The organism is Pantoea sp. PNA 03-3, assembly GCF_003201175.1.
GTDB classification, from domain to species: domain Bacteria; phylum Pseudomonadota; class Gammaproteobacteria; order Enterobacterales; family Enterobacteriaceae; genus Pantoea; species Pantoea stewartii.
In genome coordinates this window covers 349,967-365,682 of record NZ_QICO01000003.1, presented here as the reverse complement: position 1 = coordinate 365,682, position 15,716 = coordinate 349,967, and the positions used below count along the sequence as shown (strand labels likewise).

8 protein-coding genes (1 of these 8 cut by a window edge) are annotated in these 15,716 nt (G+C 53.0%); 5 read left to right on the top strand and 3 right to left on the bottom strand.

Features of this window, described 5'->3' with window-relative positions; all coding sequences use genetic code 11:
- Nucleotides 1-1,108 carry the 5' portion of an Ig-like domain-containing protein gene (locus tag C7433_RS11540; protein ID WP_110268199.1) on the bottom strand. Its footprint begins 12,452 nt before the window's first position, so the window shows 1,108 of its 13,560 coding nt (coding positions 1-1,108); its start codon is at nucleotides 1,106-1,108; its stop codon lies beyond the left edge, outside the window.
- A gap of 680 nt (nucleotides 1,109-1,788) precedes the next feature.
- On the opposite strand from C7433_RS11540, the gene C7433_RS11535 reads away from it, so the two are divergent.
- Genes C7433_RS11535 through rcsB form a run of 3 tightly spaced genes read left to right on the top strand, consistent with a single transcriptional unit; the run spans nucleotide 1,789 to nucleotide 6,278 of the window.
- A complete protein-coding gene (locus C7433_RS11535) occupies nucleotides 1,789-2,943 on the top strand; it encodes an MFS transporter (protein ID WP_033740605.1) in 1,155 nt (384 codons plus the stop codon).
- A gap of 19 nt (nucleotides 2,944-2,962) precedes the next feature.
- A complete protein-coding gene (rcsD, locus tag C7433_RS11530; protein ID WP_033740607.1) occupies nucleotides 2,963-5,626 on the top strand; it encodes a phosphotransferase RcsD in 2,664 nt (887 codons plus the stop codon).
- Between the two features lies 1 nt (nucleotide 5,627).
- The gene (gene rcsB / locus C7433_RS11525; protein WP_006120001.1) at nucleotides 5,628-6,278 is read left to right on the top strand and encodes a response regulator transcription factor RcsB; all 651 of its coding nucleotides are present in this window, start codon (nucleotides 5,628-5,630) and stop codon (nucleotides 6,276-6,278) included.
- A 43-nt stretch (nucleotides 6,279-6,321) separates the two neighbouring features.
- On the opposite strand, the gene rcsC is transcribed toward rcsB, so the two are convergent.
- Both rcsC and gyrA read right to left on the bottom strand, forming a co-directional pair.
- On the bottom strand, nucleotides 6,322-9,168 hold the full coding sequence (rcsC, locus tag C7433_RS11520) for a two-component system sensor histidine kinase RcsC (RefSeq protein WP_033740958.1): 2,847 nt from the start codon (nucleotides 9,166-9,168) through the stop codon (nucleotides 6,322-6,324).
- Nucleotides 9,169-9,389: 221 nt separating this feature from the next.
- Nucleotides 9,390-12,032 carry a DNA topoisomerase (ATP-hydrolyzing) subunit A gene (gene gyrA / locus C7433_RS11515; RefSeq protein WP_033740609.1) on the bottom strand — a complete coding sequence of 881 codons (2,643 nt, stop codon included), beginning with the start codon at nucleotides 12,030-12,032 and terminating at the stop codon, nucleotides 9,390-9,392.
- Between the two features lie 176 nt (nucleotides 12,033-12,208).
- On the opposite strand from gyrA, the gene ubiG reads away from it, so the two are divergent.
- Nucleotides 12,209-12,937, top strand: coding sequence for a bifunctional 2-polyprenyl-6-hydroxyphenol methylase/3-demethylubiquinol 3-O-methyltransferase UbiG (ubiG, locus tag C7433_RS11510; protein ID WP_033740611.1), 729 nt, complete (start codon nucleotides 12,209-12,211; stop codon nucleotides 12,935-12,937).
- A 456-nt stretch (nucleotides 12,938-13,393) separates the two neighbouring features.
- A complete protein-coding gene (nrdA, locus tag C7433_RS11505) occupies nucleotides 13,394-15,679 on the top strand; it encodes a class 1a ribonucleoside-diphosphate reductase subunit alpha (protein WP_033740614.1) in 2,286 nt (761 codons plus the stop codon).
- Nucleotides 15,680-15,716: the final 37 nt, after the last annotated feature.

Genomic DNA, 15,716 nt, shown 5'->3' with positions numbered 1-15,716 from the left:
TCGCGGTGCCCGCCGCGTTGCTCACCGTCGCCTCAATGGTCGTTGTGCCTGCCGCCAGCGCCTGCAGCGCCGCCGCCGGCACCGTCACGCTCCAGCTGCCGTCCTGGCCCACCGTGGCGGTGTAGGTCTGCCCGCCCAGGGTCACGGTCACGGTCTGGCCCGGCTCCACGTTGGCGGTGATGCCCGAGACGGTCTGATCCGTGGCCTTCTCCGCGTTGTCCAGAATGTTGTCCCCGGCAAAGGGCGCAAGGGTTACCGTCGGATCGCCCGGCGAGGTCACCGGCGCCTCCACGGTGATGGTTTCGGTAGTCGTGGCTGCGGTGCCCGCCGCGTTGCTCACCGTGACCGCGATGGTCGCCGTGCCCGCCGCCAGCGCCTGCAGCGCCGCCGCCGGCACCGTCACGCTCCAGCTGCCGTCTGTTCCTACCGTGGTGGTGTAGGTCTGTCCGCCCAGCGTCACGGTGACGGTCTGGCCTGCCTCCACATTGGTTGTGGTGCCCGAAAGCGTTTGATTTGACGCCTTCTCGGTGTTGTCCAGCACGTTATCCCCGGCGAAAGGGTTGACGGTGAGCGTTGGCGCACCGGGCGTTCCCGGTGCGGCCGGGTTGTCACCACCACCACCACCTCCTCCGCCCCGACTGGTACCCAGTGCAACGCCCGCCAGACCAAGCAGGCCCACACCGCTGGCGGTCATTAGTCCGGTAGAAATATTGCTGTTATCAGCCAGGAGAAGGGGATCGACACTGTCGAGAGATTCATAGGTGGGCGTCATGGTTGTGGCGGCGTAATCTGTTGCGTCAACCGCCGTGGGGAAAAGCGCATGCTCTGGGGGATTCACACCATCGTCAAACACCAGTTCACTGTGATCGCCGGCAGCATCATCCAGAAAGAAGTTTTTATAGCGAACCGTGCTGCCGTCACGCATCTGAACGATAAGGTCATCACCCTGCCGTTGAAATTGCGTCACCACTTCACGTGTGCCGTTAATACGGACAACGCTGGGTTCACTGAGGGTAATGGTTTGTGCTGAGACGCCATCGACCTGTGAAATGAGCGTGCCATTTGCACGGGAAATGATATCCACCCGAGTTTGAGTGATTTCTGCCATCTTGACCTTACTCCACCAGAGAAGCTAATTAACTGAAATGAAAACCATAAAAATAATTTATGGGTAACCTTTCCACGTTTTACTTGCTGCGAATCTGAAAACGTTTCAACCTGGCACGACAATAGGTAAAAAAATCAAGAGCGATGGCAAAAAATCTAAGCGAAGCGTAATAATTGTTTAAATTTTAATTAATCCGAACTTACTTTTGGCAACATCATGAAAATAATATTCATCACAGTCAGGGCAAAAATCAATCGCAATATGCAGTTTTATTTATGATTTAACCAAGATAACATTAGCCAAATTTTGGTTTTGTCAGTAAAAAAGTGGCAAAAATGTGCCGCGCATCGCTTTCAGATGTTGCTAAATGTTTCTAAAAAATGCGCAAAGTTACGGATTAACCTGTTTTTTTTAGGCCTTGACAGGCTGAAGGCATACTCAAATTTAACTAAGCAATACACATAGCGAAAATGTGACCACGGTCATACAACGTCGCGGCAGGAGGGAAAGTAAGCCAGGAAAGTTCTGGAAAAATCATTGGCACCGCTAAAAGTCGGTACACTGGCGCTGCGCGAAAATCATCTACGTAAAATGATGAACTGTTAAGCCTGTGTTCTCACAGCGTTTTGCAGCAATTTGATGCTACACTTTTTTGCTTCGATACAGATGAAATAAGAGCCATGACAGCACTGGATGCCGCAAAATCAACCTGTTCTGAACGCCGCCTTAGCGCCGGTACGCGTACCATTTTTTTAATTAATGGACTGGGCATGTCAGCCTGGGCACCACTGGTACCTTATGCGCGCGATCGCTTGCAGTTAGAAGGGGCATCCCTCGGTGCCCTGCTGCTCTGCCTGGGGATTGGTTCACTGCTTGCGATGCCCGTCACAGGCACGCTGGTTGCCCGCTTTGGCTGCCGGCGGGTGATGATGAGTTCGACGCTGCTGGTCCTGTTAATGCTACCCGTGCTGGCAACCGCGCCTTCCCATCTGGTGATGGCCGCAGCACTCATGCTGTTTGGTGCCGGGTTGGGGATGCTGGACGTTGCAATGAATTATCAGGCGGTGGAAGTAGAAAAAGCCGCAGGACGCCCCATGATGTCAGGCTTTCACGCGTTTTTCAGCCTGGGAGGCATTTTAGGTGCCGGTGCGGTAAGTCTGCTGTTAGGTCTGACATTGACCCCTCTCTTATCGGTTCTGATCGTTATGGCGGTGATGGTCGCATTGCTGCTGTGGCGGCTGTCCGGCTATATGAACCAGCGCTTACATCAGCCTGATCAGCCCTGGCTGGTGATTCCGCGCGGGCGTGTCGCCTTTCTGGGCGTACTGTGCTTTATCCTGTTTCTGGCAGAAGGCGCAGTACTGGACTGGGGTGCCCTGTTGCTGCTGCAAAATCCGTCAATGTCGACGGCACATGCGGGCCTGGGCTATGCCGTATTCTCTGTAGCGATGACGGCAGGACGCTTTACTGGCGATAAGATTATTCAACGTTTTGGCCGCTATCCGGTGATGGTCATGGGCGCGCTGGCCGCGGCGTCGGGCCTGGCGCTCGCCGTCCTGCTGCCCTGGCCGGAAGCGTCATTACTGGCTTTCTTACTGGTGGGATTTGGTTTATCCAATACCGTGCCTATGTTATTTAACGCGGCGGGTAATCAGCATGCAATGCCCGCTAACCTGGCGATTTCAGCCATGACAACGTTGGGATATGCAGGTATTCTTTCTGGTCCGGCGTTGATCGGGTTCATCTCTCAATGGATTAGCCTTAGCGGTGCATTTTTACTGATTGCACTGCTCTTGTTGGCTGTGGCTGTCAGTGCGCGCAACGTTGCGCGATAAATCAGGTATCTGAGACGCTATGTTGTATAAGTTTCCTCTGACATCCAGCAATGTCACCCGCTTTTTTATCGTATTTAACCTGGTACTGTTACTGGCGCTGGGTTGTATGGTGCAAAATTCAATTAATGCCTGGCTAACCGATAAACGCTATGCCATGGCCGATATGGCGCACGACGTACAAAAACGTATTGATACCTATCGTTTTGTGACCTGGCAAATTTATGAAAACCTCTCGGCCAGTGCGGCAGGTTCCGTCCCTGCCAGCAATTTACAAGAGACGCGTCTGCGTCCTGATGTCTATTACCTCGAAAAAACCCGACGTAAAACCGAAGCGCTGATCTTTGGTTCGCATGACAGCAGCACGCTGGATATGACGATGCGGATGTCCAGTTATCTTGATACGCTGTGGGGTGCCGAATCGCCGACCTGGTCGATGTATTTCTTAAATGGTCAGGACAACAGCCTGATTATGATATCGACCCTGCCGCTGAAAGATTTGGCCACTCGCTATAAAGAGAATGCGTTAAGTTCATTAGTGGATGCGCGCCGTGCTGAAATGCTGCAGCAGGCGAATGCGCTGGATGAGCGCGAAAGCTTTTCGCCTCTGCGTCACCTTGCTTTCCAGAACGATCACTACTTTACCCTGCGTACGACGTTTAATCAGCCCGGCCATCTGGCTACTGTCGTCGCGTTTGATTTGCCTGTGAATGACTTAATCCCGCTTAATATGCCGGTAGAGAACTTCCAGTTGCGTCAGGATGCCAGCTTTACCAATAACACCAGTACAAACCAGGAAGGCCTTGAGACAACCCAGGTTTCGCTGGTCAGCCACGACATTGAGATAGCCGCAGCCCTGCCCAGCACCTCGCTGCAGCTGGTTTACCGGGTCCCCCTTGTTCGCCTGCTGCTCGACAGTGCGCATAACCTGATGTGGCCACTACTGATTAACCTGGTGCTGTTTTTACTTTCACTGAGTGGCGTATTGTTACTACGCAAACAATCGCTTCGGCCCAGTGAAAACCAGAGTGCTGAACTGGACTCCCTTCGCGTACTCAATCAGGAGATTGTGGCCAGCTTACCTGTGGGCCTGTTGGTGTACGACTTTGCGAGTAACCGTACCTTGTTAAGTAATAAGATCGCCGAGCATCTTTTGCCTCACCTGAACCTGCAAAAGATCATCAATATGTCCGATCAGCATCAGGGTGTATTACAGGCTACGATCAACAACGAAGTGTATGAAATACGCCATGCGCGTAGCGTTTTATCGCCGCATACACAGCTGTTTATGATGCGCGATCAGGATCGGGAATTACTGGTCAACAAGAAACTGCAAAAAGCACAGCAGGTGCTGGATCGCAACCACCAGATGCGTCAGCAGTTGCTGCATCACCTTGGCCATGCGTTAAACCAGCCGCTGGAAAAAATCGTCTCGCAGTTGGTGCAGTTGAGTCAGCGTGATAATGACGAAAGCGTGCTGGATATTCTGGACGAGAGCCAGTCACTGGCTCGTCTGGTGGACGATATCGTGCTGCTCAATCGTCTTGAAGCGCATGACTGGTCACCTGATGCGTCGGTATTTAACCTGCAAGAGTTACTGGACGAAATTACGCTGGAGAGCCTGCCGCTGCTGCGTCGCAAAGGCCTGTCCCTGGTGGTGAATAATCATCTGGCAAATGACGAGATGCGCTTTGGCGATCGACGTGCATTGCGCAAAATCCTCACCACGCTGATGCATTATGCGCTGATTACCACCCGCTGGGGCAAGATTACCCTGGCGGTGAAGACGGCAGAGAACCAGCCTGACCGGGTCTATATTGAACTGGTGGATACCGGTGCCGGACTGACCGTGGATGAACTGGCGAACGTGGACTTCCCGTTCCTGGGCGATACCAGTCAGGATCGTTATGGTCAGGCGTCCGGTATGGCGTTTTTCCTGTGCAAGCAGTTATGTAAACAAATGGGCGGTAGCCTGGAGATTGTGGCGAAAGCCGATATCGGCACACGCTATAACATTCAACTGCCCCTCACGCTTGAGGAACAGCGTGATGAGGAGGAAGAGAAAATCCTGGAAGGCGTAACCGCGCTGGTGGAGATCGCCGTTGAAGATGTCCACAAAATTGTTTGTCGCCATCTGGAAAACTGGGGCGCGCGCTGCCTGACGCCTGATGAACGTATTTCGGGTCAGGATCACGACGTACAGATCACCGACGATCCGGGCAAACTGAGTGGCTGGGCATTGTTACTGGCAGAAGACGAACCGGGCCATCATGCGCTGAACGATCAACAGTATCGCGTCAATTTCAATCTCAGTAATGCACTACTGGATGCATTACTGGCACTGATTGAGAAGCAATTGTCCCACGATGTAATGGAGGATAACACTGAAGAAGATGACGCCAGCACGCCACTGCTAAGTGGAGGCTATTTCCAGCTGTTTACTGAGACAGTACCGGATGATGTAAAGAGATTGTATACTGAGTCAGCGATAAACGATTATGCCTCGCTTGCTCAGACTGCCCATCGCCTTAAAGGCGTGTTTGCTATGCTTAATTTGACACCGGGCAAACAGCTTTGTGAAGAATTAGAACACCACATCAAAGTGTGTGACGATTCAAACATTAAAAATACCACCAGTAATATTGACGCTTATGTCAATCAACTGCTGCAGCAAGGTAACCAATAAGATGAATAACCTGAATGTAATTATTGCCGATGATCACCCAATTGTTCTTTTCGGTATCCGAAAATCTCTGGAACAAATTGAGTGGGTTAACGTTGTGGGTGAGTTTGAAGACTCAACAGCACTGATTAACAACCTGTCCAAGCTTGATGCCAATGTGCTGATCACCGACCTCTCTATGCCGGGTGAAAAGTATGGTGACGGTATTACGCTGATCAAATATATCAAACGCCATTATCCTGATCTGTCGATCATTGTTCTGACCATGAACAACAACCCGGCCATCCTCAGCTCCGTGCTGGATCTGGATATCGAAGGTATCGTTCTGAAGCAAGGTGCACCAACCGATCTGCCTAAAGCGCTGGCTGCGCTGCAGAAAGGCAAGAAATATACGCCGGAAAGCGTGGCGAAACTGCTGGAGAAAATCAGTGCCGGCGGTTATGGCGATAAGCGTCTTTCGCCTAAAGAGAGCGAAGTATTACGTCTCTTCGCTGAAGGCTTCCTGGTAACGGAAATTGCGAAGAAGCTGAACCGCAGTATTAAGACCATCAGTAGCCAGAAAAAATCGGCCATGATGAAGTTGGGTGTGGATAACGATATTGCCCTGCTCAACTATCTGTCATCGGTCAGCGCGACCCAGATCGACAAAGAGTAAGTTTTCAGGCGGTGCACTCGCACCGCCTCCTTCCGCTTCTCTTTTATCCCTGCCGGGCTTTACGTACCCGCTCCGCATAGAGACCCAGCGTTGATTTCAGCACATCCAGCGTCACGGGCTTCGACAAGCAGTTGTCCATCCCTGCGTCCATACAACGCTGCTTTTCTTCGGCCAGCGCGTTCGCCGTGACGCCTATCACCGGGAACACATGCCCTAACTGACGCAGGCGCTGAGTCAGACGGTAACCGTCCATATTGGGCATGTTCACGTCGGTCAGCACAATATCAATTGTATTACGGCTTAAGACATTTAAGGCGTCAACACCGTCCTGGGCGGTTTTCACCTGATAACCCAGCGTGCCAAGCTGCTCTGACAGCAGCATACGATTGATAGGATGATCGTCAACGATCAGCACCATAATGTCGTCATTATGGATTTTCTCTTCGACCGGCCCGCTCAGAGAAAGCGCGTCCGTGCTCTCGGTTTCCACGGCAATGCGGTAAATACGTGCCAGTAAAGTCGGCAGTTCATGCAGGGTTGCCGTGCTGTGGATCCAGCGCCCTGCTTGCGGCTCACGCGGCATATCCACATGCGCGCCGTCAAACGTGATAACCGCACGCACCTGGGGGAATGTCTCCATTGCATAGTCGGTTAACACCACATCATCACTGCCAGGGTTTGCCAGCATATCGGCGACCTGGAAGCCATGTTGCTTCAACAGCCTGTCCAGATACTGGGCCAGGTACTCATTGCGCATTGCCAGCCAGATTTTCTTATCCTGCAGCCCGTCAAGCAGTGGAATGGAAGGCTGCTTACCATTGTAGATGGGGATACGCACGATAAACTGGCTTCCCATTCCCGGCTCTGACTCCACCTCGATATCACCGTCCATCATGTTGATCAGCTTTTCACAAATCGCCAGGCCCAGCCCGGTGCCCTGGAAATTGCGCTGGACGCCATTTCCGACCTGGAAGAACGGATCGAATAACCGGGTGAGCTCTTTTGCCGGAATCCCGACGCCGGTATCACGCATACGAAAGGCCAGATAGCCCTGGGTGACGTATGCATGCAGGATAATGCAGCCGGTATGCGTAAATTTGATCGCATTATTGAGCAGGTTAGAAATCACCTGTTGCAGACGCAGGGGATCGCCATCGAGGAACTGCGGAACATCGTGCTCAATATAGCAGTACAGTGTCAGGCGTTTTTTCACCACCAGCGACAGATAGTTACCGACAATATGGGTAATCACTTCACGCGGGGAGAAAGGACGCGGTTCAATCTTCAACTGTTCCGACTCGATTTTCGAGAAATCGAGAATATCGCTGATGATTTTTAACAGCAGACTGGAGGAGTTGTTCATGGCGGTGACCAGCGAGTCGATACCGCTGGGCAACTGTCGTGTCTGTAATAAATCCAGATTACCAATAATGCCGTATAACGGCGTGCGCAGTTCATGGCTGACCGTGGCCAGAAACATCGATTTCGACTGGCTGGCCTGTTCAGCGGCATGCGCCATCTCCTGCAATGACTGCTCCATACGAACGCGCGCGGACACGTCAACCAGCACGCAGATGGCGACGTTTTCATTGCGATATCGGGAATGCACAAAGCTGATTTGCAGATTGGTGTTGCTGCCCGTCAGGACATCCACAAAGTTGACCTGTTGGCCGCCGATAATTTCATTTAACCGCTTGCGGTCTTCCTGCGTCAGCAACGTAAGATAGTTATGCGCCAGCTCATTACTCAGAATGTTGGTGCCATCGCTGGTGCGCAGAATACAGATCCCGACCGGTGCTGACGCCACGATCTTACGGTTAAACTGCTCATGCTCTTCCAGCCTGTGTGCATTCTCTTCCGCAGGCAAAAACATGCGCCGCTCAAATAACCAGGCCAGCGTAAACAGCAGTACCGCACTCATGATATTGAGCAGCACCGCGTTAATCATCATGAGCCTGAGCTGATCGACCAGGACATCCGTTGACACCGACCAGATCACATTGAGTTCTGATGGCGGTAAGGGTTTCTTGAGCACCAGCTGGCGATAACCGTCCAGATAACCAAACCAGGTTTTATCGTCGGGTAATTCGTTTAGCGAGAAACCTACGCCTCCCCGGCGTGACGTCAGCAACGGCGTATAATTTTCGTCGGTTATGGTCGCGGTCACCGGCAGGCTGCCGGGCTGGATAAATTCATCAAGGCGGATATTTTGCTCTACGCCCAGCAAAGCCTGCAGTTTATCGGCCACATAGACCGGCATCACCACAGAGAAGCTGCCTACACCAGGCTGAGCGGAGCTGCTCACCCAGTAGGCCGGATTACGCTGGTCCTCTTCCGGGCTGTTACGGTAACGCTGCAGGTTTTCACGCAGAAGCTTCAGACTGCGATCGCGACTGACATTATTATTGTTATTGCTGACGGTAAAATCAGCTAGGCACCTGTTATCGCCGCCAATCAGGAAGACCCGGTTCAGCTCGTAGGAGGAGGCGAAATTGCTTTTCCAGTAGTTAATGTAGTTGCCTAAGGAATCAAGCGAGTTGCGCCAGGTGGTGCTCATGGAGGCACAGTCGTCACCGGAATATAACGGCATAAACTGTGGCTGAATCAGATTGTCCGCCTGGGACTGACCGATGGGTGCAGGTCTGGCGAGCCGGTTTTCAGCAATATATTTGAGTTCACGCATCATGCCCGCAGAATGACGGACGTACCAGTCAATGGTGCCGTAGTTACTGGCAAACTCCTGACGTACCTTGTTCTCTTTGTCATGCAGGACGCTGATAATATAGAACGTCGTCAGAACAGCGCCCAGCAACCAGATGAGCAGTGCCAGCGCGCGAAACAGATAGCGCGAAATGCGCAGCGTCGTGCGGAAAGAAACTAGATATTTCAAAGGTGACTCGCAGGTGGCAAGGTTAGTCGCATTGTTGGATTTTTGATGTTCATACACTAGCTTTATCGCAGCGAAAAAGCCAGTCGACTCCGGGCTCAGGGCGCAGTTTGAGAATGTTTGACCTGCCGCCCACCTCTCCTCTCGCTGTCTTCACAGCCAAAAAAAACGGCAGGCCGGGTTACCCCTGACCTGCCGTTGCGGTTTAACGTACGACGGGTAACTTACTCGTCGTCGTCCACTGCCGGTTCATCATCGTCGTCATTGTCGACTTCAGGTACGATATCATCGTCCCCTTCCGCCACGCTGCCATCGATAGCATCCAGCTCTTCTTCCTCCACCGGTTCCGCTACGCGCTGCAGACCGACAACATTCTCGTCTTCGGCTGTACGAATCAGGATCACACCCTGGGTATTACGGCCCACGATGCTGACTTCGGAGACACGGGTTCTTACCAGTGTGCCGGCATCGGTGATCATCATGATCTGATCGCTGTCGACAACCTGTACCGCACCAATAACCGGGCCATTACGCTCAGTTACTTTGATGGAAATCACGCCCTGCGTTGCACGGGATTTGGTCGGGTACTCACTGTTCGCGGTACGCTTACCGTAGCCGTTCTGCGTAACCGTAAGAATAGCGCCCTCTTCACGCGGCACGATCAGCGAAACTACGCGATCGTTTTGCGCCAGCTTAATGCCCCGTACGCCCGAAGCCGTTCGGCCCATGGCACGTACCGCGGATTCTGCAAAGCGCACCACCTTACCGGCCGCAGAGAACAACATCGCCTCATCGTTGCCGTTCGTCAGCGCCACACCGATCAGCTCATCGTCATCACGCAGGTTAATCGCGATAATGCCTGCGCTACGTGGGCGGCTAAACTCCTGCAGACCCGTTTTCTTCACGGTCCCGCTGGCGGTAGCCATGAAGATATTAAAGCCTTCGGTGTATTCACGTACCGGCAGAATCGCCGTAATACGTTCGTTGGCTTCCAGCGGCAACAGGTTAACGATAGGACGCCCACGTGCACCACGGCTGGCTTCAGGCAACTGGTAGACTTTCATCCAGTAGAGCCGGCCACGGCTGGAGAAGCACAGGATCGTGTCGTGGGTATTCGCCACCAGCAGACGATCGATAAAGTCTTCTTCTTTGATTCGGGCGGCAGACTTGCCTTTACCGCCACGGCGCTGGGCTTCATAGTCGCTCAGCGGCTGATATTTCACATAGCCCTGATGCGACAATGTCACCACAACATCTTCCTGATTGATCAGGTCTTCGATGTTGATGTCGGCGCTGTTAGCCGTAATTTCAGTGCGGCGGTCGTCGCCGAACTGATCGCGCATCAGCTCAAGCTCTTCGCGAATGACTTCCATCAGACGTTCTGAGCTGGACAGGATGTGCAGTAATTCTGCAATCTGATCCAGCAGCTGTTTGTACTCGTCCAGCAGCTTCTCATGCTCAAGGCCGGTCAGCTTCTGCAGACGTAAGTCCAGAATGGCCTGCGCCTGTTGTTCTGTCAGGTAATACTGACCATCACGGATACCGAACTGCGCTTCCAGCCACTCTGGACGGGCCGCATCGTCGCCTGCACGTTCCAGCATCGCGGCCACATTGCCCAGCGCCCACGATTGCGAGATCAGACCCGCTTTTGCTTCCGCTGGCGTTGGTGCGCGGCGAATCAGTTCGATAATCGGATCGATGTTAGCCAGCGCAATCGCCAGACCTTCAAGGATATGTGCCCGATCGCGCGCCTTGCGCAGTTCGAAAATAGTACGGCGTGTCACCACTTCACGGCGATGGCGAACGAAGGCTTCGAGAATCTCCTTCAGCGCCATAATCTTCGGCTGGCCCTGATGGAGAGCGACCATGTTGATACCGAAAGAGGTCTGCAACTGAGTCAGGGAATAGAGGTTATTGAGAACCACTTCACCAACGGCGTCACGCTTGATTTCAATGACGATACGCATGCCGTCTTTATCAGACTCATCGCGCAGCGCACTGATTCCTTCGACGCGCTTTTCTTTCACCAGCTCGGCAATCTTCTCTATCAGGCGCGCTTTGTTCACCTGATAGGGCAGCTCGTGAATGACGATGGTTTCACGTCCGGTTTTGGCATCCACTTCCACTTCACCACGGGCACGGATGTAAACTTTACCGCGACCGGTGCGATAGGCTTCTTCAATGCCGCGACGCCCGTTGATAATGGCCGCCGTCGGGAAATCAGGCCCCGGAATGTGTTCCATCAGCCCTTCAACGCTGATGTTTTCATCTTCAATATAAGCCAGGCAGCCGTTAATCACTTCGCGCAGGTTATGCGGCGGAATGTTGGTGGCCATACCGACGGCAATACCGGACGATCCGTTGACCAGCAGGTTAGGGATTTTGGTGGGCAGAACTTCAGGGATCTGCTCGGTACCGTCGTAGTTCGGTACGAAGTCAACGGTCTCTTTTTCCAGATCAGCTAACAGGTCGTGGGCGATTTTAGACATGCGCACTTCGGTATAACGCATCGCCGCAGCGGAGTCGCCGTCGATGGATCCGAAGTTGCCTTGACCGTCCACCAGCATGTAACGCAGGGAGAAAGGCTGGGCCATACGTACGATGGTGTCGTAAACGGCAGAATCACCATGCGGGTGATATTTACCGATAACGTCACCGACGACGCGGGCAGATTTTTTATAGGGTTTGTTCCAGTCATTACCCAGTTCGCTCATCGCGTAGAGTACGCGGCGATGTACTGGCTTCAGGCCATCACGCACATCGGGTAAAGCTCGGCCAACAATGACCGACATGGCGTAATCGAGGTAAGAATTTTTTAACTCTTCTTCGATATTAACCGGTGTAATTTCTCTCGCAAGGTCGCTCATGGAGCCGCTATCCCTCTACTAATCCCGGATTTTAAAGGTGCGAAAGTATATCACACCGCAATTCACTGGTGAACGTTAACCACCTTATTAAGGTGCTTTTACTCATGTTGATAAGGTGCGCCATGATAAGTTAAGCGTTTATACTGATGTCACATTTTGTCAGGAGTCACGATTCAATGAATGCACAACCACAGAACCCTCAGCACAATGTCGATGCACAGGAAATTGCCAAGTTCGAGGCCGTTGCCTCGCGCTGGTGGGATCTGGAGGGCGAATTTAAACCGCTGCACCGTATTAATCCCCTGCGGCTGGGCTACATTGCGCAACACAGTCACGGGCTGTTCGGTAAAAAAGTGCTCGATGTCGGCTGTGGTGGCGGTATCCTGGCGGAAAGCATGGCCCGGGAAGGTGCAATCGTCACCGGGCTGGATATGGGCGCGGAGCCACTTGAGGTGGCACGACTGCATGCGCTGGAGAGCGGCGTGACGCTCGACTATGTGCAACAAACGGTCGAGGAGCATGCCAGCCAGCATGCAGGCCAGTACGATGTGGTGACCTGCATGGAGATGCTTGAGCACGTGCCGGATCCACGTTCGGTGGTGCACGCCTGCGCGCAGCTGGTTAAACCCGGTGGCGAGGTGTTCTTCTCGACCATTAACCGTAATCCCAAAGCCTGGCTGATGGCGATTTTCGGTGCGGAATATGTCCTGCGCATGGTGCCGCGTGGGACGCATGATGTGAAGAAATTTATCCGTCCCTCTGAGCTGCTGGGTTGGGTGGATGAAACCCCGCTGCGTGAACGCAACATGACGGGCCTGCACTACAACCCGCTTACCGATCGGTTCCGTCTGGGCAAAGGTGTGGACGTGAACTACATGATCCACACGCATCACGGCGAGGCGTAATTCCTGTGCAGCGTGCGGCTTTGCCCACGCTGCTGTCATCCCACTGTCATCACAAAACGCTATCCTCCCTGGCGCTACGCGTTAAGCCCTGTGGCACGACGGCTATGGCTCAAAACAGGCTTTCGCATAGACCAATGCTGGAAAAAGTCGCGCAATGTTTGAAAAATCAGCGGTCGATCATAAATCGCAATATTTTCTCAGACTGGTTGACAAGACCTGCGGCCTTACGAGACGCGGCCTAAGAAAACCCGCAGAAAATACAACCCCCGCAGACATCATTTTTTCCTCTTGTTAAGCGCCAGCAAAATACTAGAATAAGCCTCCATATTGTTATACTTATCTTCGACAACCCCAAGATGTAGTGTTTATCCACAACATTATTCACAATGAATATGCTGTGTATAAATCGGGATTTCTTTTAATTATTGGATACTCACGCAAAGGTAAAAACGCGACATGAACCAAAGTCTGCTCGTTACTAAACGCGATGGCCGCCAGGAGCGCATTGATCTCGACAAAATTCACCGTGTCCTCGACTGGGCAGCTGAAGGGCTGAACAATGTGTCGGTTTCACAGGTAGAGCTGCGTTCCCACATTCAGTTTTATGATGGCATCAAAACCTCTGACATCCATGAAACGATCATCAAGGCCGCTGCAGACCTTATTTCTCGCGATGCCCCTGACTATCAGTACCTTGCCGCCCGTCTGGCGATCTTCCACCTGCGTAAAAAAGCGTACGGCCAGTTTGAGCCGCCCGCGCTGTACGATCAGGTCGTTAAGATGGTTGACCTGGGTAAATACGATCGCCATCTGCTGGAAGACTACAGCCGTGAAGAGTTCGAGCAGATGGACGGCTTCATCGACCACTGGCGCGACATGAATTTCTCCTACGCGGCCGTGAAACAGCTGGAAGGCAAATATCTGGTTCAGAACCGCGTCTCCGGTGAGATCTACGAAAGCGCCCAGTTCCTGTACATTCTGGTGGCGGCCTGCCTGTTCTCAGGCTATCCGCGTGCGACCCGGATGGATTACATCAAGCGTTTCTACGATGCGATTTCCACGTTTAAGATCTCCCTGCCGACGCCAATCATGTCGGGAGTGCGTACGCCAACCCGTCAGTTCAGTTCCTGTGTCCTGATTGAATGTGGCGACAGCCTGGATTCCATCAACGCGACCTCCAGCGCTATTGTGAAATACGTTTCACAACGCGCAGGTATTGGTATTAACGCGGGTCGTATCCGCGCGCTGGGCAGCCCGATTCGCGGCGGTGAAGCTTTCCATACCGGTTGTATCCCGTTCTATAAGCACTTCCAGACGGCGGTGAAATCCTGTTCGCAGGGCGGCGTCCGTGGCGGCGCAGCAACGCTGTTCTATCCGATGTGGCATCTGGAAGTGGAAAGCCTGTTAGTCCTGAAAAACAACCGTGGTGTGGAAGGTAACCGCGTGCGTCACATGGACTACGGTGTGCAGCTCAACAAAATGATGTACCAGCGCCTGCTGAAGGGCGAGGACATCACGCTGTTTAGCCCGTCAGACGTACCTGGCCTGTACGATGCGTTCTTTGCCGATCAGGACGAATTTGAACGTCTTTACACCAAATACGAACAAGACAGCAGCATTCGTAAGCAGCGTGTGAAAGCGGTGGATCTGTTCTCGCTGATGATGCAGGAACGCGCCTCTACCGGCCGTATCTACATCCAGAACGTTGACCACTGCAACACACACAGCCCGTTTGACGCCAGTATTGCGCCAGTGCGCCAGTCGAACCTGTGTCTGGAAATTGCGCTGCCAACTAAACCGCTCAATGACGTCAACGACGAAAACGGTGAGATTGCGCTCTGTACGCTGTCAGCATTTAACCTTGGTGCGATTGACAGCCTGGACGATCTGGAAGAGCTGGCCACGCTGGCTGTACGCGCGCTGGATGCACTGCTGGATTATCAGGATTACCCGATTCCGGCCGCGCAACGGGGTGCGATGGGTCGTCGTACGCTGGGCATTGGCGTCATTAACTTTGCTTACTACCTGGCGAAGCACGGCGTGCGCTACTCCGACGGCAGCGCGAATGGCCTGACGCACAAAACCTTTGAAGCCATTCAGTACTACCTGCTGAAAGCCTCAAATGAGCTGGCTAAAGAGCAAGGCGCCTGCCCGTGGTTCAATGAAACCACCTATGCACAGGGCGTGCTGCCAATTGATACCTACAAGAAAGATCTGGATGCGATTTGCAACGAGCCGCTGCACCTGGACTGGGAAACCCTGCGCGAGCAGATTAAAACCCACGGCCTGCGCAACTCGACGCTTTCTGCCCTGATGCCGTCTGAAACCTCGTCGCAGATTTCAAACGCCACCAACGGTATCGAACCGCCGCGCGGCCATATCAGTATTAAAGCGTCTAAAGACGGTATCCTGCGTCAGGTGGTGCCGGAGTATGAGCGTCTTAAAGATCAGTACGAACTGCTGTGGGATATGCCGTCCAACGATGGCTACCTGCAACTGGTTGGCGTAATGCAGAAATTCATCGATCAGGCGATTTCGTCAAATACCAACTACGATCCGTCGCGCTTCCCGAATGGCAAAGTGCCGATGAAGCAACTGCTGAAAGATCTGCTGACCGCCTACAAGTTTGGCGTGAAAACGCTCTACTACCAAAACACCCGTGATGGTGCGGAAGATGCGCAGGACGATCTGGCACCTTCTATTCAGGATGATGGCTGCGAAAGCGGCGCCTGTAAGATCTGACGGTCGGGCGGGAGCCTTTCCCGCCCACATTTTTCCG

Excerpts from the sequence above, each read along its gene's own strand:
- C7433_RS11535 (WP_033740605.1), top strand. The coding sequence starts at position 1,789 with ATGACAGCACTGGATGCCGCAAAATCAACCTGTTCTGAACGCCGCCTT.
- rcsD (WP_033740607.1), top strand. The coding sequence starts at position 2,963 with ATGTTGTATAAGTTTCCTCTGACATCCAGCAATGTCACCCGCTTTTTT.
- rcsB (WP_006120001.1), top strand. The coding sequence starts at position 5,628 with ATGAATAACCTGAATGTAATTATTGCCGATGATCACCCAATTGTTCTT.
- gyrA (WP_033740609.1), bottom strand. The coding sequence starts at position 12,032 with ATGAGCGACCTTGCGAGAGAAATTACACCGGTTAATATCGAAGAAGAG.
- ubiG (WP_033740611.1), top strand. The coding sequence starts at position 12,209 with ATGAATGCACAACCACAGAACCCTCAGCACAATGTCGATGCACAGGAA.
- nrdA (WP_033740614.1), top strand. The coding sequence starts at position 13,394 with ATGAACCAAAGTCTGCTCGTTACTAAACGCGATGGCCGCCAGGAGCGC.